Source organism: Haloplanus sp. CK5-1 (assembly GCF_037201915.1).
GTDB lineage: Archaea > Halobacteriota > Halobacteria > Halobacteriales > Haloferacaceae > Haloplanus > Haloplanus salilacus.
The window spans coordinates 1,516,968-1,539,206 of record NZ_CP147505.1 but is presented as its reverse complement, the minus strand read 5'-3'; the positions used below and the strand labels follow the sequence as shown (position 1 = coordinate 1,539,206).

At 55.8% G+C, this 22,239-nt stretch carries 24 protein-coding genes and 1 pseudogene; 13 read left to right on the top strand and 12 right to left on the bottom strand.

Annotation, left to right across the window (positions count from 1 at the left end):
* Positions 1–597 precede the first annotated feature (597 nt).
* The 3 genes from NBT81_RS08125 to NBT81_RS08115 form a co-directional block, all read right to left on the bottom strand.
* A complete protein-coding gene (locus NBT81_RS08125) occupies positions 598–1,065 on the bottom strand; it encodes a hypothetical protein (RefSeq protein WP_338742358.1) in 468 nt (155 codons plus the stop codon).
* A complete protein-coding gene (locus tag NBT81_RS08120; RefSeq protein ID WP_338742356.1) occupies positions 1,058–1,342 on the bottom strand; it encodes an AbrB/MazE/SpoVT family DNA-binding domain-containing protein in 285 nt (94 codons plus the stop codon). Before NBT81_RS08120 ends, NBT81_RS08125 begins: the two co-directional genes overlap by 8 nt.
* Before the next feature lie 608 nt (positions 1,343–1,950).
* Positions 1,951–3,141: an ISH3 family transposase gene (locus NBT81_RS08115; protein ID WP_425498664.1), complete on the bottom strand. Its 1,191-nt coding sequence runs from the start codon at positions 3,139–3,141 to the stop codon at positions 1,951–1,953.
* A 422-nt stretch (positions 3,142–3,563) separates the two neighbouring features.
* Here NBT81_RS08115 and NBT81_RS08110 point away from each other — a divergent pair.
* From NBT81_RS08110 to NBT81_RS08095, 4 genes and pseudogenes are all read left to right on the top strand, one after another.
* Positions 3,564–3,972 (top strand): annotated as a pseudogene (locus NBT81_RS08110) (TRAM domain-containing protein).
* Between the two features lie 322 nt (positions 3,973–4,294).
* Positions 4,295–4,978, top strand: coding sequence for a transposase (locus tag NBT81_RS08105; protein WP_338742354.1), 684 nt, complete (start codon positions 4,295–4,297; stop codon positions 4,976–4,978).
* 101 nt (positions 4,979–5,079) lie between these two features.
* Positions 5,080–6,270 (top strand): ISH3 family transposase, encoded by a 1,191-nt coding sequence (locus tag NBT81_RS08100; RefSeq protein ID WP_338737857.1) that lies wholly within the window; start codon positions 5,080–5,082, stop codon positions 6,268–6,270.
* A gap of 176 nt (positions 6,271–6,446) precedes the next feature.
* Positions 6,447–7,577 carry a transposase gene (locus NBT81_RS08095; protein WP_338742352.1) on the top strand — a complete coding sequence of 377 codons (1,131 nt, stop codon included), beginning with the start codon at positions 6,447–6,449 and terminating at the stop codon, positions 7,575–7,577.
* Between the two features lie 179 nt (positions 7,578–7,756).
* On the opposite strand, the gene NBT81_RS08090 is transcribed toward NBT81_RS08095, so the two are convergent.
* A complete protein-coding gene (locus NBT81_RS08090; RefSeq protein WP_338742351.1) occupies positions 7,757–8,245 on the bottom strand; it encodes a DUF4112 domain-containing protein in 489 nt (162 codons plus the stop codon).
* 518 nt (positions 8,246–8,763) lie between these two features.
* Here NBT81_RS08090 and NBT81_RS08085 point away from each other — a divergent pair.
* Positions 8,764–8,970 carry a cold-shock protein gene (locus NBT81_RS08085; RefSeq protein WP_338742350.1) on the top strand — a complete coding sequence of 69 codons (207 nt, stop codon included), beginning with the start codon at positions 8,764–8,766 and terminating at the stop codon, positions 8,968–8,970.
* A gap of 169 nt (positions 8,971–9,139) precedes the next feature.
* Here the strand turns inward: NBT81_RS08085 and NBT81_RS08080 are convergent, their stop codons facing one another.
* A complete protein-coding gene (locus NBT81_RS08080) occupies positions 9,140–9,340 on the bottom strand; it encodes a hypothetical protein (RefSeq protein ID WP_338742348.1) in 201 nt (66 codons plus the stop codon).
* Between the two features lie 315 nt (positions 9,341–9,655).
* On the opposite strand from NBT81_RS08080, the gene NBT81_RS08075 reads away from it, so the two are divergent.
* Together NBT81_RS08075 and NBT81_RS08070 are read left to right on the top strand one after the other, a co-directional pair.
* Positions 9,656–9,793 carry a hypothetical protein gene (locus NBT81_RS08075; protein WP_338742347.1) on the top strand — a complete coding sequence of 46 codons (138 nt, stop codon included), beginning with the start codon at positions 9,656–9,658 and terminating at the stop codon, positions 9,791–9,793.
* Positions 9,794–11,237: 1,444 nt separating this feature from the next.
* Positions 11,238–11,876 (top strand): IS6 family transposase, encoded by a 639-nt coding sequence (locus tag NBT81_RS08070; RefSeq protein WP_338742345.1) that lies wholly within the window; start codon positions 11,238–11,240, stop codon positions 11,874–11,876.
* Here NBT81_RS08070 and NBT81_RS08065 read toward each other — a convergent pair.
* The 3 genes from NBT81_RS08065 to NBT81_RS08055 form a co-directional block, all read right to left on the bottom strand.
* Positions 11,862–12,044 (bottom strand): hypothetical protein, encoded by a 183-nt coding sequence (locus NBT81_RS08065; RefSeq protein WP_338742343.1) that lies wholly within the window; start codon positions 12,042–12,044, stop codon positions 11,862–11,864. The two genes, NBT81_RS08070 and NBT81_RS08065, sit on opposite strands and share 15 nt — an antisense overlap.
* Entirely contained in the window at positions 12,037–12,168 is a 132-nt protein-coding gene (locus NBT81_RS08060; protein ID WP_338742341.1) for a hypothetical protein, read from the bottom strand. The genes NBT81_RS08065 and NBT81_RS08060 overlap by 8 nt, the downstream gene beginning before the upstream one ends.
* An 87-nt stretch (positions 12,169–12,255) precedes the next feature.
* Complete coding sequence (locus NBT81_RS08055) at positions 12,256–12,648, bottom strand: CopG family transcriptional regulator (protein ID WP_338742340.1); 393 nt, start codon at positions 12,646–12,648, stop codon at positions 12,256–12,258.
* A 105-nt stretch (positions 12,649–12,753) separates the two neighbouring features.
* Between NBT81_RS08055 and NBT81_RS08050 the strand changes: the two genes are divergently transcribed.
* The 4 genes from NBT81_RS08050 (at position 12,754) to NBT81_RS08035 (ending at position 16,620) form a co-directional block, all read left to right on the top strand.
* Entirely contained in the window at positions 12,754–13,557 is an 804-nt protein-coding gene (locus NBT81_RS08050; RefSeq protein WP_338742339.1) for a hypothetical protein, read from the top strand.
* A gap of 112 nt (positions 13,558–13,669) precedes the next feature.
* Entirely contained in the window at positions 13,670–14,017 is a 348-nt protein-coding gene (locus NBT81_RS08045) for a hypothetical protein (protein ID WP_425498756.1), read from the top strand.
* Between the two features lie 675 nt (positions 14,018–14,692).
* Entirely contained in the window at positions 14,693–14,923 is a 231-nt protein-coding gene (locus NBT81_RS08040) for a hypothetical protein (protein ID WP_338742337.1), read from the top strand.
* An 11-nt stretch (positions 14,924–14,934) separates the two neighbouring features.
* The gene (locus NBT81_RS08035) at positions 14,935–16,620 is read left to right on the top strand and encodes an NAD-binding protein (RefSeq protein WP_338742336.1); all 1,686 of its coding nucleotides are present in this window, start codon (positions 14,935–14,937) and stop codon (positions 16,618–16,620) included.
* A 14-nt stretch (positions 16,621–16,634) separates the two neighbouring features.
* On the opposite strand, the gene NBT81_RS08030 is transcribed toward NBT81_RS08035, so the two are convergent.
* Together NBT81_RS08030 and NBT81_RS08025 are read right to left on the bottom strand one after the other, a co-directional pair.
* Entirely contained in the window at positions 16,635–17,288 is a 654-nt protein-coding gene (locus NBT81_RS08030) for a TrkA family potassium uptake protein (RefSeq protein WP_338742335.1), read from the bottom strand.
* 5 nt (positions 17,289–17,293) lie between these two features.
* Positions 17,294–18,748, bottom strand: a complete 1,455-nt coding sequence (locus NBT81_RS08025; protein WP_338742333.1) for an APC family permease — start codon at positions 18,746–18,748, stop codon at positions 17,294–17,296.
* A 212-nt stretch (positions 18,749–18,960) separates the two neighbouring features.
* On the opposite strand from NBT81_RS08025, the gene NBT81_RS08020 reads away from it, so the two are divergent.
* On the top strand, positions 18,961–19,614 hold the full coding sequence (locus tag NBT81_RS08020; RefSeq protein ID WP_338742331.1) for a TrkA family potassium uptake protein: 654 nt from the start codon (positions 18,961–18,963) through the stop codon (positions 19,612–19,614).
* A 233-nt stretch (positions 19,615–19,847) separates the two neighbouring features.
* On the top strand, positions 19,848–20,399 hold the full coding sequence (locus NBT81_RS08015; protein WP_338742329.1) for a diadenylate cyclase: 552 nt from the start codon (positions 19,848–19,850) through the stop codon (positions 20,397–20,399).
* 18 nt (positions 20,400–20,417) lie between these two features.
* On the opposite strand, the gene NBT81_RS08010 is transcribed toward NBT81_RS08015, so the two are convergent.
* Positions 20,418–21,647 (bottom strand): cation:proton antiporter, encoded by a 1,230-nt coding sequence (locus NBT81_RS08010; protein ID WP_425498754.1) that lies wholly within the window; start codon positions 21,645–21,647, stop codon positions 20,418–20,420.
* A gap of 32 nt (positions 21,648–21,679) precedes the next feature.
* Positions 21,680–22,180 carry a cation:proton antiporter regulatory subunit gene (locus NBT81_RS08005; protein ID WP_338742532.1) on the bottom strand — a complete coding sequence of 167 codons (501 nt, stop codon included), beginning with the start codon at positions 22,178–22,180 and terminating at the stop codon, positions 21,680–21,682.
* Positions 22,181–22,239 lie beyond the last annotated feature (59 nt).

The window sequence follows — 22,239 nt, the reverse complement described above, 5'->3', positions numbered from 1 at the left end:
CTGGGGCCCAGTTGATTGCAGCCGAGAGACATCAACGACCCAATGATTAGAGGCCGTACACCACGCCGTAGAGGTAGCGAACCAGAGGACGAAACCGCCGTCGGTCGGAATCGTTCGGTAGCCGAACGAAATCAACGCCAGTGCATGCGGAGACGGTAACACCGACCATTACCCCGTCGATGTCGGGCGATTACGACCGAGAACTCTGCGATGGGCGCTGCAGGCGCTCGTTCGGTCGGTGAACGAAGCCCCTTGCTGAGCCTGAAACAATCGAAATCGAAGGGTACTGAACACATTGAAAATCACTGCTGGGAAGATGTCACGGTCGTACGGCAGTTCCCCACGCGCTCGTAGAAAGGATGGTTCGAACTCCAGTGATCGCCCGGTGGATGTCATCGATATAACCACGGCAGTCCACGCTCTGTGGATGTGTATCTACTAGTAGGTCCTCGATATGGAACGCCGTTTTCGGGCACGTCACTCTCTCGGTGTGCGGTCACCACACCCGAGAACTGCTAGTAGTCCACTCTCAGCGATCTTGCAGGTGCGTACTAGTAGTTTGTAATACGGGTTCGTTGTTCAGACTGAAAGCTGGAATCAGTTGTCAAGAAACCTGTTCAGCTCGCTAAATTCGTCGGCTGAGAGGATGACTTCGGTATCGAATGCATCAATCCGTTCGAAGTCATCATCGACCGTCAACACAGTATTCACTCCTTCGTCGATCGCTACCTGAGCGTAGTACCCATCCCAGCCACCAACGTTCACCTCACTCGCTCGAGATAACCCTCCGCGAACGACGTCCTCGGGTACCCCGTCGTACCAATGGATTCTCTTCGCGTCCATGAAATTCTGAAGAAGGCGAGATGCGGCTGCGTTTGAACGCCCGTAGTATGTCGTCAGGACGGTGTGTGCTCCGAATAGGGTAGGATACGGCACAACGGCATCGATATCACCAGCGATGGCCTCTCGAACATACGAGAGCGCAGACTCACACCCCGGTGCCTCGGTGTGTGCGAGGGCGATTACGCCGACATCGAACAGATACGGGCCATCAGCATCACCCATTGCTGGGTTCTTCCGCGCCTCTTCGAACCGCGTCTCCGTGCTTCTGGGCGATGGGATCAGCCCCGTCTTCAATTGGTCTCGTCTCTCCCCGCTCGGATGACGTTTCCGTGATGAGTTGTTCCATGCGTTCGATAATCTGTTCAGGGTTGTCTTCAGGTTCAACAACTGCTTTTCCGTCTTCTTCGTGGATGTCTACTTCTGTCCCGGGGGTGATACCGAGACGTTCGCGCACCTCCTTTGCGAGGACGATTCGCCCCTTTGAATCTACCTTCGTCATATTCCCACTTGGAGTGGGAAAGATATAGTCGTTTTCCTCGGGACAGTAATTCTGTCTCCCCGATTTTGAATAAAGAAATCATATCACAACTACTGTTACAAGCCTCCTCAGAGGCGGAATGCGAGATGTGCACTGTACGTTTAGTCGGCTTTTGAGAAGTCCTGCCTACCAAGGATCCAACGAAGCTGTTCATTCGGGAATTTCGTACCAGCAGAATTCGGTCGCGGCACACTCAGGACAGATTTCCGCTTCGGGAGTAACTGTCGTCCCGCACTGACGGCACTCGACTACGACAGTCGGCCCGGTGTCGCCGAGTAGTCGAGTAAGTACTGTCCGAATGCTCACCACTGGGAGTGAGGGTGCGAGTGAATTAGTTTTGGCGACTACACTCATCATCGCTAGTTGTCCACTCTCTTGATGGCGGCGGCAACAAGAGTCCGGTCTAACACGGTAAGGACGCTGATACGAGACGAAGTACACATCTGACGCCACGGAGAGTTGAGGAAGAGTCACAAATCTGGATTGTTTTGGCTGTAGTTGTCGTTCAGACTGATCTCCGAAGACAGCTGTCGCTGTTCGCCAGCCTCGCTTCGCCGAAGCGAGGCGGCTCAACCGAGTCCGTGTTCGTATCCTGCTGGCAGTCCTTCTCCGTTAGTCCGGTACTTCTCTTTCCAGCCGAGTTCGTCGTCTAACACCCGTTCGATCCCGTGCAAAAACGCGTCACCAAACGCGAATGTTTTCGGAAGTGCTCGCCCGCCCCGCCGTGGTCGGGCGAGCACGGCCCACTGTAACACGAGCCACAACTGCTCTAACAGAAACCCCACGCCCACGTAGAACAGCCGGATTGTCGTCGATGGCGTTGTTGTCAGGGCACGCGCTTCTCGGAACTTCTCGTAGCTCTTCTCTATCCGTGAACGCTTGTTGTAGGTCGTAGCGACTTGCGCGGGCGTGCGGTCTTCCAGACCGTACGCCGCGTATCCTGTCGCTTTCACACCAGACTTTCCGCGGTCACCGTTCTGATAGGTAACGTTCACCGCCAGTGGATACGTCTGTTCGTGCTCTTTCCCTTCGCAAATCGTCTCTTCGGTCATGTGTGACGCGGCCTTGGAGAGTTTCTTCCGGAGCGAGTCTTTCCGGGTTATGACCGGAAAGACTGGCGGTGCTGTCTCCCGAAGAATACCGATTAACTCCCCGACAAAGGCGTCCCTGTCCATGAGGATCTGGTCGGTCTCGAATGGGTATGTTTCGACGCGGGCGAGCACGCGCTCGACCGCGTCGGCCTTGCTGTCCTCGCCGTCAACTGGTTCAACCGCCAGTGTGAGTGGCTTTCCCTGCGCGATGACGAACGCAGTACAGTACCGGTGACACTTCGTGGTTCCATCTCGTGCTTCCATTCTCCTGAACTCGTCCTCGTCGTCTGGATGACCGTGGAACGGATTGTCCATGAAGTCCAGACAGATGGTTCTCGACCCGCCGCGGTCGAGAACCGTCATCGCCACCAGTGCGAGGATATCGTTGACAGCATCAAGCATCGGCTCTTTCTCCAAGGTGTGCAACCAGTCCATCACTGGCTCGCGGTTTGGCGTGTCCTCAGTGTTCGTCGTGACACCGTTGACGGAGGTTGTGTCAACAGCAGCTCGTAAGACGACTTCCATGATTTCCTCGGAATCGAGGCCGGAGCCCTCGATTCCTTCCATCGGTATCAGCTCAAGCAACTCCATGCTAAGAGACTTCAACTGGCTGCTCGAAATGTACTCGTCCGGATCTGTGAGGATGCGTTTGAGTCTTGGGAACTCCATCACACACAGGAATCCGGGCAGCGGCTGAATCAGGCGACTGATTCAGTCGCGTCATTCTAATCACTACGTGTCAGAAACTGGTCTCTTGAGCCAGAGTGGACAACTAGCGATCATAGGTACTGTTCCACACAAAGCATACTCCGAGAGATATCTCTACGCCCAGTTGGAGGGGAACTCGTCACACACTCTCTCCTACCCCTGATGACCGACAATACTCCGAAACACGGGCGATGTCCGGAGTGTGATGAGAATATTTTTGCTGTACATATCTTAGTTGAATATGAGAAAGACGATGCGACGGCTGGAATCTGGGCAGAGTGTCTGGTTTGCGATGACGTCGTAAGTCCCGAGTGAGCATTCAGGACGGCGTTCGACAGTAGAATCAAGTGTTCTGCTCTATTACCCTGCTGAGAGGCCAACTAATGGAGATTTCTGAAGAACTCGAATGTCTGTTTTCAGCTTCGATTGTGGAACGGGACGGCTCGTATGTGATCGACGTTCCCGAGCGCGAACTGCAACTGGGAGGTCTACAGCAAGGAGAAACGTATCGTGTCGTCTCCCACACAGAGCGAGCCGGAACAGACCGACCAGACTGAAACGGAATCACAGCAGCGCGAGCCGTTGGAACCACCAGTTGAGGAAGGTGAGACTCGGGAGGTCGAAATTGAGGATATCGGCGAACAGGGTGATGGTATCACTCGGGTCGAACGTGGCTTCGTCGTGATTGTCCCTGATACGAAAGAGAGTGAGCGAGTCAACATTGAGATTACCAATGTACGGCAAAACGTCGCCTTCGCCGAGGTTGTCGAACGGTTGAGTTACTACGAGTAATTGCTCGGTGTGCGGTCACAACACTTGAGGACTGCTATAGTAGCCTTTGTAAGTCATCACACACCTGATCGCATGACAGCGTTCGATCAGGTGTGCGGACAGTTACAAACGCTACTATAGTAGTTCCGCTCCGTTGATGCAGCAGATACGTATCGGCCATCTGCCAGAAATGGCGTAACCGATACAGAGGATGACGGCACCGTAGAAAGGGTAGTCGATAAGTGACTAGAATTCATTGGATAACTCTGCTCTAACTTTGATCTATAATTTTCATAGGTTATTTACATCAGCGTCCCGTTAAATCAATAAACTGGTTGATAACGTGTTTAAAGAAAATAACGAGTATCAACAGGAAAAGCTATTTTCGCCTGTAAAGAACCTTTCTACCAGTATTGAAGAGAAATTACAAAATCACTGGTCAACTCATTTTCATCAACATATATTTACTCAGATAGATGAAACAAAGTTCGAGCGGCTATACCACGACGGGTATAGCCGTCCGAACAAGCCCGTCAATGAGCTTGTCTCACTGGAGATTATCAAACACCTGCTTGGTCTCTCTGACGAAGAACTTGAATACGCCTATATCTTCGATTTTCGCGTCAGAAACGCACTTGGGAAAGAAACACTCGGCGACAACATCTGCCAAAAGACGTTCACCAATTTCCGCCGGCGGTTGATGGAACACGAAGAAGAGACTGGTCAGGATCTGTTACACGAGGTTTTCGAAGATCATCGCAACTATTTCCAAGAAGAGTTTGAGATCGATGCCAGTACGCAGCGGATGGATTCAACGTTTATCGAGGCGAACATCAAGCAACTCTCCCGTGTTGATCTCTTCGCCAAAGTTCTCCACAACTTCCTGTGCGATCTCCCTGAGGAGATCGTACAGGAGTTGCCCGCTGGTATCGACGAGTTCGCAGACACCGATAACTTGGAACTGTCCTACCAGCTTGAACCAGGCGAGATTCCAGCAACCATGGAAACACTCGCTGAGCATCGCTAGTTGTCCACTCTGGCTCAAGAGACCAGTTGCTGACACGTAGTGATCAGAATGACGCGACTGAATCAGTCGCCTGATTCAGCCGCCGTCCGGATGGATGCGTGATGAGGCTACCAAAACTCAAACGCATCCTCACAGATCCGGACGAGTACATTTCGAACAGCCAGTTGAAGTCTCTTAGCATGGAGTTGCTTGAGCTGATACCGATGGAAGGAATCGAGGGCTCTGGCCTCGATTCCGAGGAGATCATGGAAGTCGTCTTACGAGCTGCTGTTGACACAACCTCAGTCAACGGCGTCACAACGAATACTGAGGACACGCCAAACCGCGAGCCAGTGATGGACTGGTTGCACACCCTGGAGAAAGAGCCGATGCTCGATGCTGTCAACGATATCCTCGCACTGGTGGCAATGACGGTTCTCGACCGCGGCGGGTCGAGAACCATCTGTCTGGACTTCATGGACAATCCGTTCCACGGTCATCCAGACGACGAGGACGAGTTCAGGAGAATGGAAGCACGGGACGGAACCACGAAGTGTCACCGGTACTGTACTGCGTTCGTCATCGCGCAGGGAAAGCCACTAACACTGGCAGTTGAACCAGTTGATGGCGAGGACAGCAAGGCCGACGCGGTCGAGCGCGTGCTCGCCCGCGTCGAGACATATCCATTCGAGACCGACCAGATCCTCATGGACAGAGACGCCTTCGTCGGGGAGTTAATCGGTGTTCTTCGGGAGACAGCACCGCCAGTCTTTCCGGTCATAACCCGGAAAGACTCGCTCCGGGAGAAACTTGCTGTCACTGCTTCGCATATGACAGAAGAGACGGTCTGTGAAGACAAAGAGTACGAACAGACGTATCCGCTGGCAGTGAACGTCACCTACCAGAACGGTGATCGTGGAAAATCAGGGCTCAAACAAACGGGCTACGCGGCGTACGGTCTGGAAGACCGCACGCCGCAGCAAGTGGCGCAGGTCTACAACCATCGGTCACGGATCGAGAAGAGCTATGAGAAGTTCCGCGAAGCGCGTGCTTTGACAACGACGCCATCGACGATAATTCGGCTCTTCTACGTGGGTGTCGGGTTCCTGTTGGAGCAGTTGTGGCTCGTGTTGCAATGGGCAGTGCTCGCCCGGCCACGGCGTGGCGGGCGAGCACTCCCGACAGATTTCACGTTCAGTGATGGGTTTCTCCACGGGATCGAGCAGGTGTTAGACGATGAGCTCGGCTGGAAGCAAAAGCATCGGACAAACAGTGAAGGGTTACCACCAGGATACGAGCACGGACTCGGCTGAGCCGCCTCGCTTCGGCTGAAGCGAGGCTGGCGAACAGCGACAGCTATCTTTTGACGGTCGTCGAAATAACTGCCACAGCGGACAACAGCCAAGTATTTGATATTTTTCTAACTCGGTGCAGCGTCAGGAGTGGAATTCGTCTCGTTTCGGCCTTCTTATCGTGTTAAACCGGACTCTTGCCACCGGCGCTATCGATAGAGTGGACAACTAGCGAGCATACCGCGTGGCTTGTTGATCGGTTCGAAGATGACGATGAATACGCCGAGTTGGAGAGCTTTGCTCATCTTCAGCAGGTTCTCGACGAACAGTGTTATCGCATTGCTGAACTCGAAGATGACGATGATGAGGACGATTCTGCTGACCAACGCCAGCCCGGTGACGACTCGTCACCGGACTGGCAACCACTCCGAACGTACACCTCTCCCGAAGAGAGTACCAACACTGAACAAAATGAAGAAAACACAGGCTCATCCGGAGAAAACGCCGATGACCAGTCCGATCACGTCGGGCTGAAAGAGCCCGACGAGATCGACAGTGGCACGATGCAAAACCCTCACGATGAGGACGCAACCTACCGCTCGAAGAACGGTGAGGACTATCACGGATACAAGGCGAATGTAGCGGAGACGTGCAATGGTGAGAATCCATTCCGACTCATCACTGCGGTTCGGGTCGATACCAACAACACGGACGACGGCGACCTCCTTGACGAGGACGTAACGACCCTCTCAACTGAGACTGGGTTACGTGACCTGCTCGTGGATGGCGGGTACACGCACAAGGAAGTAGAGAAGCGCTGCCGTGATCAGGAGATCACGCAGCACTTCTCTGGAATCGTCGGTCAACGGCCTGGAGCGGAAAAGATGTCGCTGGCTGCGCCGGAGTGGGACGGGACGAGAATGGTTGCGTGTCCTGCCGGACACGAACCATTCGACCAGAACCACTACGAAACCGGTCGTATTTCTGGAAAGATGGAGAAGGAGTTCTGTGACGAGTGTCCGCACAGAGAGAGCTGTTTCGTCAAGGAACAACAGAAACACTATAGCTACGGTTTCAGAGAACGGCGGGTAGAAATTGCGCAGCGACGCAAGCGGTTAGATGACCCGGCTGAACAGGAGTTTCTGAAGTTACGTGCCGGCGCTGAGTCGTTGATCAACGAGATGTATCACAAAGACGGGGAGAAAACGAAGTTCGCAGGAAAAATCAAGGTGAAAAACGGGTCAATAGCGAAAGCTATCGGGAGAAACCTGAAGCGAGCCTCCGGATTCTTGGAATCGGAGGCGAAGCAAGAGAAATCGGCGGGATAGTCGGGCAGACAATTCTGTTTGTCGCTGTCAGCTAGATCTTCTGTGGTGACGGCTCGCTTCCGGTGAGATATTCACTGGTGATTGGGGCGGGGTGTTCCCGGCGGAACACCCCTTTCTACGGTGCCCTCAGAGGATTAATTCAGCACTGACAACATGGGCTATGCCGCAGAATCACCTGTTCAGGCACTTGGGGTTTCGACCTCGATCTCGACGCCCCCGCTCTCACTCTCCGATGATTCGTCCTCGGCGTGGCCGCTGTTGCTGTCGTCGTCGGTGAGGTCCTCGATCACGAGTTCGAGGTTACGCTTGTTGGCCTTCCAGACGGCGTCGAAAACGGTGCCAGCGTACGGAATCATGCCTCCGGCCACGTCTAGCGAGACGTTCGCAATCATCGCCACCAATGTCGTGTATCCGACACCGAGCCGAGCCGATTCGAGTACGATGTACAGCGAGAACGCGCCGCTGGCGATGTCTCCTACGACCGGAATCGAACCCAGCAACGGGTCGAGACCGACGCGGTAGTCCATGCCCGGCACACGGATACTATCGTCGAGGACATACGCCACTGTTTGCATCCGCTCGAGGGCGGCCCGGTCGACAGACTTCGGGACGTTCTCTAGACTGTCGTCAAACGCGTCCGATAGGTCCGCCTCTCCGTTACTGTTCATGTCTATGAATTACAGTCTCGGACGGATAACCTTGGTCCCGACTGGGTGGTCTCGACTGGTGGGTCCCGACTGGGTGGTTTCGAGTGATAGTGTCGTTCACGAGGGATTCAACGATACCGTGCCAGACCGGCCGGGAGAAACGCCCCCAGCCGATACGCCGATAACTGCTCGTGAGAGACACTATCAGTGCTGCATTCGCGCGCTGTATCCCGCACGGTGATCGGAACCTAGTGTCAATTAGTATGAAACTCGGCGATCAGTACGCAGGCGCAATATGATAGGTGATTTATTCTCGAATCCTGTGAAAATAACATCATATGAACGGTTCTACGATACTCTAAACTGTTGCGAAATTGATTATTCCGAATTATCAAGGAGAAAAATTGGTCAGTAAGTTTGGCAGATTTCAGGATCAAGTTTGCTGTGAAACGACTGCTTATTTTATCTTCGAATGTATCAGTCGTGGTACCCCGGCCCTCGGAAGGGTTATCCCTCGCACAACCCTGTGTTCGTATGTAATGGCAAACGGTAAGGTTGACTTCTTCAACGACACTGGCGGCTACGGTTTCATTTCGACTGACGACGGCGACCTCGACGACGACGAAGACGTTTTCTTCCACATGGAAGACGTTGGCGGTGAGGATCTGACGGAAGGTACTGAGGTCGAGTTCGACATCGAGTCCTCGCCCAAAGGGCCTCGCGCGGCAGGCGTCGTCCGGCAGTAATACTGAGACACAACTGTCGTTCATAGCGACAGACAACAATCTCAATTCTTCAGACTATCACCTGTCCGAGCTGACGCTATCTATACAGGCTGATGACCGAAAGGAGTTCTAACAGTTCAAAGAAATCTTTCAGAGCTGTTCAATAATAAGCGATCAACAGTCGGTTAGTTCACACATCGAATCCGTTCCGCCTGAGTGCCTCTGCCAGCTCGCCGTCAGGATCCGCCTCAAACTCAACCAACGATGATTCTGGTCTCGTTGTCGTATATAGTTCGGAGTCAATATTGTCGGGGATTTCGTTCGTGTGAGAATTATCTACAACTGCAACGGATATTTTTGGCCTCGCAACCGTGTCTTCTGACTCACTCATTAACTGATGGTATGGGAGAGCGACGTTTGGCCTTTCGCATTCGAGTACAAAATGCTCTTTACGACACGAGCGTTTGACAGGGCAAATCATCACAACCACACCAATAAACTCAAATTATACTGGGCGACTGAGTTTCTCAGCCTATAGTGATGTGTCGATGGAGGATGTCAGCTGTTGCTGTGTTTCCAGCCCTGATTGGAAGCGGTTGAAGACTTCTGCTTGGTGCTGTGAGCAGGCCATGAGGGCGACTGCTCCAGTTTGGATCGGAATTACTGGTTGATGGAGATTGTAGTGTGCGAGCTGACAGCTGGGGCAGTGGATACCTCCAGCCGGTCGATGCTCTATGATGTCTGCTCTACCAGTAGTAGTGAGTTCGCAGATAGAAACGAACTGGTCGACGTGGTCGCCGCAACCGATGATAGGGATGGTAAGCTGATCCAGAAGCAGGAATGAAACACTGTCGTCGCGGCTGTGGAGAGCGGACTCACAGTCCTCACACTGGATGGGTGGATGGCCTTGGATGTCGTCAGGAGCCGACCGAGTAGCATCTACTGGAGGCATACTAAGAGGTATACAGAACGGTTGAGTCGCCAGACAGGTAAGTTATGGGAAGAATAAGACCACACGGAGTTCGGAATTAACTCTCAGACTGTTACTGAATCGTTCTTGGGAAGCAGGTTGTTTATCGAGTAGAGTTGGCGCTGGAGAAGCGTGGCGGGTGAGGGTGACGCGGGTCGCACTTGCGTGGTCTCTCGAGTCCCAGAAGCGACACTGGGAATCGTAAAGAGAATTAAATTCTTCCTTGGAGAACCTCTATCGCGTCCTCTGCGCTCAATCAATCCAACCAAGCGCGACTCAGACGTTGATCCCGCCCACGTGCCGAGGGGACCTACTCGACCACTATTCGAGATCGCGCGGATCGGTGTGCTGGATCTCTGGGATCTCAGGAACCGCATATCCGTTGAGACGATCGGCCCATTGAGGACAGCTCGCCGAAGTTACAGGTGCCCTCCCACTCGTATTGGTTGCCGTTCTCTTGGTGGTCGTCTACGGCGGGGAACGCCTCGCGAATCGCGATCAACCAACACCCCAAGACGCTGGCCTTCCACCGGAACCCAACTCGGAAGCGACCACGTGACTACTCCGGGTGCGTCGCTTAGCCCGCGTCATGGACCCTCAGCTATCATCGTTTCCACAGGGGCTTCTGCAGTGCGGGAATCCCGCCACCCGTGCGGGCTACGCGGGAAGTGTTTCGAGGGCTCGACGGACATCCGCGAGCGACGGGCGCGTCGTGGAGAGACGAATGGGCGTTCGACCGCTTGTACGACTACATAGAGTACAAGCCGACGGCATCGCGGTCGAGCAGGTGACCCAGAGAACACGTCGCGGCAGTGTTCTTCGGATTCACCCACACTGATGACCGCGACAGCGAGGAGTTCGAGTGCTTGCAGTGCGGGTACGAGAACCACGCCGATTACAACGCCGTCGCCAGAAATCCCCGAGTTCCGGCTGCCAGCCAGACGTAGTCTGGCGACCGCGAAAAACATCGGCGTGCGGTATCTCCGTCGCAACCAACCCGCGGACGACGGACGCACTCGTAGGCGTGCGCTTGAACAGCGGGACGCTGAACGTGGACGGAGGGTATTCTTTTGGCTCATCAGAGGCTAAAACGGGAGTTAACGCCGAATCTCACCCCTTTAGGGGAGGAGGCTCAGTCGTCTTCGTGATATCCGTCGAATTCTTCGGGGTCGGCATCCGTTAATCGGGACATTATTGGATCCGTTACCAGCAGTTCGAGGTGGGCCCCGCGAGATCCCTCGGTCTCGTCGAAATAGCTCCGGTCGCTTTTCGCGGTCGCGTTAAGTTAGAGGATGAGGCGTTCGATTTCTGAGTGTCTATGGCAGAATCCGAACGCCTCAGCAAGTGTATCGAGTGGATCGACTTGTCGTTTGTGGAGCGAAAGCGGACTCCCGAGTGGGCGATTCAAGTGGGTATCCGGTGTCATCTCGCAGGTATGTCAACAAGGGATGCCAGTCAGTTTCTCGATGAGTTGGGAGTCAAACGTAGTCACGTCGCGGTTCACAACTGGGTGCACAAGGCCGATCTACAGCAAATTTCGACGGTGAGTGCGGATCAACTCGCGGTCGACGAGAAAGTGATCCGCATCAACGGCGACGACTACTGGCTGTACGGTGCCGTCGATCCCCAAACGAACGAAATCCTGCAGTTCAGGCTGTTTCCAGCGACGACGAAACAGACGACGCGATGGTTTCTGACCGAGCTGCATCGGCAATATCGGCTAGATGGCGTCGAATTTCTCGTCGATGACGCCGATTATCTAGTGAACGTCCTCGACGAAGATGGGTACCGATTCCAGATGATTTCACACGGGAATCGGAATGCCATCGAACGTGTCTTTTGGGAGATAGAACAACGAACCTCATCGTTCGCAACTAGTTTCAGACATGTCGAACCGCAGACAGCAGAATCGTGGCTCAAAGCCCTCGCCGTCCGGCACAACTCACGCCAAAGTTAACGCGACCCTTTTCGCAGCCCTCAGAAGTTCCTCTATTTCGGGATCGTAGTCCCCGACGATCTCCACTTCCTCTTCCAGCTCATCGGAGTCCTTCGACATGGGTAGCTCGGAGAGGCCGTTCCCGATGGAACAGTCGCATCCATCGCTTTCAATATTTTGACTACTCACGGCCCTCCCAAACGGTCTCAGTAACAGGAACGAACCCAACAACTTCGAAGACGGACCGGCCGTCACCCTTGAACGACAAGTCGATCCACTCGATACATCCGTTGAGACGGTCGAATTCTGCCATAGACACTCAGAACTCGAACGCCTCATCCTCTAACTTAACGCGACCCCGAACCGAGCCAAAACGACATTCACATTCAAAACTCCAGATTCAGGCGCGGTCACGAATGAGCATCGACTTTACTCGGTTCACACCGTCGAAATCCCGAAGCTCGTAGATGAGTGCACGGACTCGTTCGATGGGGCCACGACAGAACAGCGATTCGAGACACCACTTCCCTTGGTGGGTATGGCTGGTATTGAGAATCACGTCCTGGTACTCGTGCTGGACGCTGTGGAGTTCCCGAATCACTTCGTGGTGCCGGTAATCGAATCCGACCAGCGCGACCACCTCGCCAGTCGTCTCTTCGAGTCGAGAGTGCGCCTCTATGTACTCCTGCATGGCTTCGCGGACAGCTCGCGAGCGGTTAGCGAGGCCTTCGTCTTGCCAGACTCGGTCGAACTCCTCGACGACGCGGTCCGGGATGTTGAAACTCGTCCGCATACCCGATCTCTTGTCGTGGTAGGTGAAGAGTCCCCAGTATGATGTCTCCCCGAATCGCGTATTAACAACTATTTTCCACGCTGTTGGCCGACGTTTCAACAATAGATGTTACACACAGAGGCACTGGGCTTGCTCGTCGGGGCGGTCGCTCTCGGAGCCATCCACGGTATCGAACCGGGCCACGGCTGGCCGGTTGCCGCGTCGTATGCCCTCGACCAGACGAACAGGTGGCTCTACGGCTTCGCGGCGAGTTTTATTCTCGGGGTTGGGCATCTCATCAGTAGTCTCGCTATGGTTGCGGTGTTCTTCTACGCGAAGGGCCAATTCAATCTCACACAAGTCAACGAGCCAATTGAACTGGTTAGCGGCGTATTCCTCGGCGGCCCCGTCAGTATCGTCGCTGGGATCCTGCTCATCCTACTCGGAATCCGCGAATACCGCCATGGGCACGGCCATGAGGCCGGTCACGACCACGGAAATGGCCACGATCACCGTCATTATGACGATACACACGGTCACGAGGACGGGCACAACGACCGCGGTGGGCTACTTGCCCGGTTGAAGGAATATGTTCCGTTCGTTGGCGGTCACTCACATTCGCATGGGCGTCTTGACGAAGCGACCGACCGTGGACTCCTCGGCATCGCATGGTTCGCATTCCTGCTTGGCTTCGCACATGAGGAGGAGTTCGAGATTATCGCACTGTGTGCCGGTTCGGCCTACTGTCTGGAATTGATGAGTGCCTACGCGTCGACGGTTCTCATCGGTATCGTTGGGCTGACGATGCTCCTTATCGGGGGATACGAACACTACGAGGAGACGGTCAAGCAGTACACGCCGTATCTTCCCGTGTTCTCTGCAACTGTCCTGATCATCATGGGGTTCGGCTTCATCATCGGCGTGTTCTGAGAGTCCGACAGATACGCGCTCTGTATTCAGCACGACTTCTGAAACGTATCACCAACTGGGGATTCAACAGATCCCATCGAATTTATATCCGCTTCCTTCGCGATCTCTTGTAGTGATGTCCGGACTCGGCCCAACCGAGACGACAGATCGGTCGATCACTGTCGTTCTGTTAGATAATAGCCGTGAGCGCCGTGATTGCTCGTCGTACGAGGAGGCAATCGCGATCGTGAAGGACGAACTCGAGTCGGGAGTCGTCGCGAAGATCGAGAACCGCGAGGGTGATATCGTGTTTACCTCGGCGGAGATGTCGATCGACGACTGGGAGATAGAGTGGCGACAACAAAAACGTCGACTTTCGGTCGAGACTGAAGAGCACGTCTGTCCGTACGATAGTGTTGGTTGTGTCTTCGACGATCTCTGCGTTCAGTGCAAGATGGACAAGGTTCGAGACAGCGTTTGAGGACTCGGCGACGGTGGTGCAAGTCAACGCCAAAGCTCGATTGGTGTCAGAACAGGTGGGCCCTCGACTTGACGGGGCCGTATTCGCCTCAACAGAGCCCGCAACACACCGAATATAGTAGCGTGGGATGATCACTCGCTTTCTAATGGAGCGTCTGTAACTACCGGAGCGGCACCTTTGTGCGCGTGGTAGCTGGCGGAAGACGCCTGCCGATAGACCCGACCAGCGGGGGTTGCTCCGTTGGCCACCATTTATACCAGCCTATTTCGAGACACTGTGAGAACGTGGGTGAAAGATTCGCGTTCTCCACCTCGATCTTATTTTGGCCGTTCCACGACACCCGAACAGGATCACGCACCAACATCCTCTGTTCGGTTCAATTGCCCAATGATTATGCCCCTCCTCGCCCCGTTTAGATGTAGCGAACCGCAGGACAGCACCGCCGCGTTTCAGAATCGTTTCATAACCGAACGAAATCAAACCCGCGTGCCGGGTGTCATTTTATAAGCGACCCACCGAGATCTGTCGGATTTGGATCGTTCGGAGAACGAATGGGCGCTGCAGTCGTTCGTTCGCTCGGCGAACGAAGCCCCTTGCTGGGACTGAAACGGTCGAAATCGAGAGGTACGGGACACACCGAAAAACACAGTATTCTGTAATCCAATAGGTTTCTGTATGCCCTCGATCACGGTCAACGTGGACGACAACCTCAAAGAACGAATGGAGCAGCATCCGGAGATCAACTGGAGTGAGGTCACCCGGCAGGCAATCGAGGAGAAAATCGACGCGCTCGAAGTGATGGACGAACTCACGAGCGAGAGCGAACTCACCGAGAGCGACGTGCGGGACATCGCCGACAAGATCAACGAGCGCGGACGCGAGCGCATCGACGAGGAATCGGTGTAGGCGACCTACCAATGCCTGATCTTCCAGAACGCCTGTCCGATATTCAGCTCTCTCGTCGGGATCGGATTGTCGTCTATTATCTCACCGGGCTAGCTGCACTGATTGCTGTGTACACGGTCACGTACAACGTTGCACTGTCACGGTTGGAGGGCGTCCATCAGTCGATATTCGCTTCGTTCGAGTTCGTCGTCCAGACGATGACCACGACCGGATACGGACAGGACTCCGGGCTGTGGAGTCATCCGCTGATGTTCTTGTTTGTTGCTGGAACGCAGATCTCCGGTATCGCGATCGGGTTCTTCACCCTCAGGCTCATCATCATCCCGTTGTTCACGGGGGCCGAAGTCAACCTCGACAACCGGCTCTCTCCCAAATCCGACCACGTTATCATCTGTGAATACCGGCGTGACTCCGCCGTACTCCTCGATGAACTCAGGGAACTCGATATCGACTACGTCTTGATTTCCTCGTCCGAAGAGAACGCCAAGGAACTGTCCGACGACGGGTATTCGGTCATTCACGGCTCTCCACAGGACGCGTCGGCATTCGAACGAGCCAACATCGAGACGGCACGAGCAGTCATCACGGATACTGGGGATGCAACCGTCAACACGATCCTGACCGTACGGTCACTCGATTCGGATATCGACATCATTACGCTGACCGACAACAGTGATATGCGAGACATCTTGTTAGATACGGGTGCGGATACCGTCTTGTCCCCGCATGGGGTGCTCGGACAGCGACTCGCCGAGAAAGCAGTCTCTTCGTTCAAATCGGAGTTGACGGATACGATCAAGCTTGGGGGTGAATTAGAAGTTACAGAGGTACCGATCCACCAGGAAAACCGACTGATCGGAACACGAATCCGCAACTCGAAAATCAGAGAAGAAACGGGAGCTAACATCATCGGTGCATGGATCGATGGGGAACTACAGCTCCCCCCCGATCCGGACGCAATCATCCGCTCGAATACGGTACTGCTCCTCACAGGCGCACACGATGCGCTGGAGGCGTTCAGTGACTTCACTCAGCCGTCCCGCATGCTCCGGAACCACGAGCGCATCATCGTTGCCGGACAGGGCGAAGTTGGTAAAGCCGCACGGGAGTTTATCTCCGAGGAAGAACTCGATGTCGTGACCATCGATATCGAAGACCGCGAGGACGTGGATGTCGTAGGCGACTCCAGATCGGACGAAATCTTGGAAGAGGCAGGGATCGAGACTGCCGGTGCAATTATTATCGGACTTCCGGATGATTCTGCAACACTACTGACAACAGTGTTAGCACGGTCGCTGAATGGCGATATCGAGATTCTCGCCCGAGTGAGTGATACCGGTGCGACCCGGAAGGCGCTGAGTGCTGGCGCGGACTACGTGCTGTCCGTTCCACGGGTGAGTGCTCGAATGGTCGCCAGGGAACTCCGCGGCGAGGACGTCCTCGCACCAGCGAGCCAGATTCGGCTCCTCCGCGCCCCAGCAACACCGATTTCGGGGTCGACACTCGCCGAGTCAGGCATCTACGAAAAGACGGGGTGTCGCGTCATCGCCATCGAAGACGAATCCGGGCTCACCACCACGGTTGACCCACAGCGGGAGTTCATGGGGACCGAGCACATCGTCCTCGTCGGCTCCGACGAAGCGATACAACAGTTTAGAAAGCAGTTTGATGTCTCACCGATCGAGTCCGAGAACTGACCGGCTGGAGTTCATCATCCCCTCATCAGATTCATCACTTCGTCGGCAACGTCCGGTTCAACGGCAACGACGTAACGGTTGCCGGGGGTCAACATCGTGTCGGGGCGGGCGATTCGATGGCCTTCGTCATCGGAGACAACTAACGTTCCGGCCGGAAATCGGACTTCAGTCAGTTGTTTTCCGGCGGCCGGGGCCCCCTCTGCGACGCGAACGAGCATAATGTCGAGGTCGCCGGTCACGTCTGCCAGCGTCTGGACATCGCTGCCGACGATCTCGTTTGCCGCCACGCGCGCGCCGGCCCGCTCGGGGAAGAGCACCGCGTCGACGAACCGGGTGTAGGCCGTGCCGGCCGCGCGGTCGATGCGCGCTATTGTCCGAATTCCGGGATTCAACTCCGAAGCGGCCAGACAAACCGCGAGATTCAGCCCGGTTTCACCCGTGAGGGCCGCAATCGCGTCGGCTTGCTCGATGCCAGCCTGTTCGATGATGTCGGGGTTGGTCGCATCGCCTTGGATGACGGTCGCGATCCACTCGTCGGCGATTTCCGAGACGATTCGCTCGTCGGGTTCGATGATCGTTACGTCGTGGCCACGGTTGGCAAGTATCTCGGCTGTCTGGAAGCCGACTCGCCCGCCGCCAGCGACGATGATGTCGAGATTGCTGGTCATGTGTGTCAGTCTTCAGCCTCCGGTGTGATTTCGGTGTCGGCGTCTGTCGGGCCACGATTCGGTTGCGCTCGCAGTCGGTTGAGTGCGAAGTAGGCTATCCCTCCGAGCAGGATCCATGCCGCGCTGAGGACCAGCGCCAGTGGATCCGTCCGGATCAGGTACTCTACGAGCACTCCGGCCAAGATCAGGTTGAGAGCGACGCCGATCAGCGGGGGTGCCGGGTAGAACGGCATCTCGTAGGGGCGGTTCATATTCGGGCGCTCGCGGCGAAGCCTGATCACGGCGATGTTGACGATGATAAACGAGAGCAGGAAGAACAGACTCGACATGTTGCCGGCACTCTGGGTCGGCAATGCCACCGACCCGAGCATGACCACCGCGCTGGCGAGGATTGCCACGAACGGCGTCCCGTAGCGGTGGTGCAGTTGACCGAACGAGGGCAACAACTGTCCTTCGCGTCCCATCGAGAACGCCACCCGCGAAGAGGCAATCACGACCGCGTTCAGCGCAGTCAGTGTCGAAAAGACCGCCCCGAAGACGATGAGCGCGCCCCCGTTCTGGATGATCGGTAGTCCGGTCGGCATGAACGACGTCGCCGCCGCGGCGATCCCCGCCTCGCCGGCATCCGCGAGCCCGTCGGCTCCAAGCGTTGCAATAGCGACTGTCACGACCGCCAAGTAGACAATCACGGTCACGACGAGGCTCAGGAAGATCGCTTTCGGAATGTTCTCACGTGGATTCTTGACCTCCTCGGTGACGGTGGTGATGAGGTCGTACCCCTCGAAGGCGATGAACGTGAGCCCCATCGCTGGGAGTATCGCGGCCGCCCCGCTTCCTTCGGGGAACAGTGGCTGGAACTCGGCGCTGGAGAACATCGGCGAGGAGAGCCCGAACGCGACGAAGACTACCAAGATGCTCACCTTGATGATCGTAAAGATCGTCTCGACACTGCCGCTGGCAGCCGTCGAGACGGCGTTGAGTGCCACCAGTCCGAGGACCGCCACGAACGCCAGCAGAAAGGCGAGTGGGACCGCCGCGTCGACGACTGGCAGTGCGACAGCACCCACCTGGCCCGGCGGTGGGACGATCCCATAGACGTGCAGTAATTCGAGAAAGTTCGGCGCGAAGCCGAGCGCGTACAGGGCTCCCGCGATCATATAGGCGAACCAGAGCATCCAACCCATGATGAACGAGGGCAGGTCGTCGAAGATCTCCCGGACGAAGGCGTACCCGCCGCCGCTTTTGGGGATCGAGGCAGCGAGTTCGGCATACGAAAGACCGGTGAACGCGGTGACGACCCCGTTCAGCGCGAAGACGAGAATCGCGGCCGGACCAGCGATCTCGGCAGCCAACCCCGTCAAAACGAAAATGCCGGCTCCGATCATCGCCCCCATCCCGATCATCGTCGCGTCGAGCAGCCCGAGTTCGGCCTCTGGAGCGCGAGTCTGACTCCCGCTCATTACTTACAACCGCCGTTTCGCTCGTCGTACATCGTACGCTTCCGGTGATCTGTTTGGCCCACTTTATTACCGGGGGGATTCCCCCAGTGCAGGAATCGAACTGGTATTTGATAAGTCCTTATAAGAGCTCTCGATCGCGCCCAGCAACCACATTCCAGATACGAAAGAATCGGGGTAGTGGTTGAAGACAACACGGTCCGAAGTAGCAAACCATGACCGAAACCAAACGGTTCGTAGTCGCCGGTGGGGGACGGGTTGGCCTACAGACGGCCGAGAACCTCGCGGACCAAGGCCACGAGGTGGTGTTGATCGAGTCCGACGCGGAGCGTGTCGAAGAACTGTCGGATGCCTACCTCGGCCCCGTCATCCATGGCGATGCCACGCGCCCCTCGATCCTGAAACAGACGGACCTGAACCGAGCCGATGCTATCGCAGCACTCACCGACGAGACGGGGACGAATCTGGCAATCTGTATGGAGACTCAACAACTCGCTCCATCAGTTCGAACGCTCGCCCGCGCCGAGACACAAACCGGTCACGAATACGGCGAGGTGGTTGATGCGACCGTTCTGCCACAGCATCTCGGCGGCGACCACGCGGCGGATATGCTCACCGGTGAGGACATCCGGACACTGATCTATCCGACCGCCGACCTCGACATCATCGAGGTAACTGTCGCCGAATCGTCACCCGTTGCGGGGCGACGTCTCGACGAGGTTGCTCTTCCAACGGGCAGTCTCCTAATCTCGACCGCAGACCGTGAAGAGCTCGCGGGGGCCGATACGATTCTAGAGCCGGGCGAGCGCTATATCCTCGCCGTCGAGTCCGGTGTCGTTGACGAGGTATTGAATCTCATGCGTGGGTAGCACTCGGATGTCGATTTCGGTGTTCAGCCGACCTGTCTACCACGAATCCAAACCACAATGACTTCTATCACGATTCATGATGGGTTCCCCCCGAGTGCGGTACGCCCCTACTAGACGGCGTAAAGGCGCTACAGTACCCGAAAATACCCGACGAAACAGGAGTGACCTCGGTGTGAATTCGTGACCGGGCGGTCTTATTACACCAGCCCAGTGAACGTTGGACACGAACTCCAATGGCAGATCCGGATCCATTACGAGTCGAGTACACCACAGTGAGAGAGCTGACTGATTTTCTGATGTATGCGGTCGAGAGCATCAGCCTTAGCTTCGACCGGTGGGAGGAAGAGCACGTCCGCGGTCCAGGATTGTATTTCGTTATCGTAACTGGAGTCCACTCCGGATCATATGCTGACTCGCTGGGCGAGAATAGATGGCCAACCGAAACCTGTCGAGTCGTATCGGAAGATCTCGATAGATTCGTTGAGGCGGCACGCAACGTTGGGTTCACACGCGGTGGTGCTGTTATCATCAGCACGGACGGTACCATCCAAGAGCAGATGGTTCGGATCAAAAGCCAGAGTGACGTCGGGGAGGGCAATACGATCGAGTATGCCGACTGGATGGGGACGAAGCATCTGAGCGCTATCGAGGTCTCAGTTCGTTCAGAGGTGGTCGCGGCTGTCACACTCAGCGAGGAAAATGGCCGCGTGTCGATTTTTCAGGATGGGAATTACGAGGACTACAAGCGCGACGAATTAGGTGGTGTGTGGCGCCCATCGGAGTGAAATAGTGGATACTTCCGATCAATTCTCAACGGAAGAATCAGAGAAAACCTTCGAAAGTCGTGGGACAATAGCCTCCTCGATCGGAGTCGAATACTGCATCAGCATCGTTCCGACGATACTCATGACCAGGACGTAGCCGACGGCAAATGCATAGATCGTCTGGGCGACCGTCTCAGTCAGCGTGGTTCCTGAACCGGATAGTGCCAGCGTCGCGATGATGAGCGAGAACTCGCCTCGGGTAGTCATTCCGAGTCCGACTCGCGTCGACTGACGGATATCCAGGTCGTACATCCGACCGCCGAGATACCCGCTCACCAGCTTCGTCGGGACTGTTACCACGACCGCAACGAGGATGAGCGTGAGAACGCCCGCGAACACCAGGGGATCGGTCACGAGGCCGATCCAAACGAAAAAGACGGCAGCAAAGAGGTCACGAATCGGCTCAAGGAGCCGCTCCAGTTGTTCGACGTGTTCGGTCGAGGAGAAGGCCATCCCGATGAAGAAGGCGGCGACCGCCTCACTGACGCCGAGCGCGAGTGCTGCACCGGCAGCGAGGACGGTGATTCCGACGGCTCGAAGCACGATAAATTCGTGCGAGTCAGCGTCGAGCACTCGCTGGAAGAACGGTGTCCCGAACCACACGACTGCCAACAAGACGAGGATGACGCCCAGTGCGACTCCGATCGACTGCGCGGCCGCTCCGATATCACCACCCCCTAACAACAGTGCCGAGGCGACGACGAGATACACCGCGATGACGAGGTCCTCGTAGACGAGCGTGCCAAGCATCGGCTCGGCCTCGTCGTTGGCGATCCACCCGAGGTCAATGAGGGACTTCGTGATGATGGCTGATGAGGAAATGTAGACGATTCCCGCGACCAGAAACGCTGGCAGGAATGCCCGAAAGAGGACGAATCCGAGTACCAGCCCACCACCGAAGTTGACGACAAGGTCGACTGTACCGGCTTTACCGATACGACTCCGATTGGCTAGCAGGCGGTTGAGGTTGAACTCGAGTCCGAGAAAGAACAACAAAAACACGATGCCGAGTTCAGCACCCAGTTCGACAAACTCGGTCGCTTCGAGCGCGTAGGGGGTGAGTCGGCCGACAACGTACGGACCGAGCAGGATGCCCGTTGCAATATAGAACGGGATGACCGACTGGCGAAGCCGGCTGGCGATACCACCGACGAGTGCAACCGCGGCAAACAACACCCCGACTTCGAAAAGCGCCACCTCACTCGCCACGCCACGTCACCTCCAGTTCGTTCGCCATGGAGTCACTCGGGACTAGCGGCGTCGTTAGAGACGAGTACATCGAACTCGTGTAAATCCTCCTGAGAACCGATGACCACGAGTGTATCACCGACTTCCATAACCGTATCCGCTCGTGGTGATGGCACGACTGACCCGGATCGTTCGATGGCAGCAACCGACACTCCCGTCCGCTCACGGACACGTGCGTCGGCCAGCGTTTGGCCGGCGATCTCCGCCCCGTCGTCGACGTTGTACCACTCCAGAAACGTCCCCTCTGCGAGCATCGTCTCGACCTGTTCGGATTGCACCGGCTGGAAATACGCACCCTCCAGAATCGTCCCGATGGTACGAGCCAGGCGGTCGGGAAGTTCGAACAGTTTCTCGGAGTCAGCACCCTCCGAGGCCTTGAGAAATACCTCCCGTTTGCCGGTGTTGTGCGTGACGATGACGAGCCGCTCTCCGTCCCCGATTTCGATCTCGAATTTCTTCCCGACACCGGGAAGGTCACTCTCGTAGACGGTCATATCGGACTTGTGTTCCGGAAGCCTATTAAAAGAGCCGAGCGAATCGAGCGAATCAAACC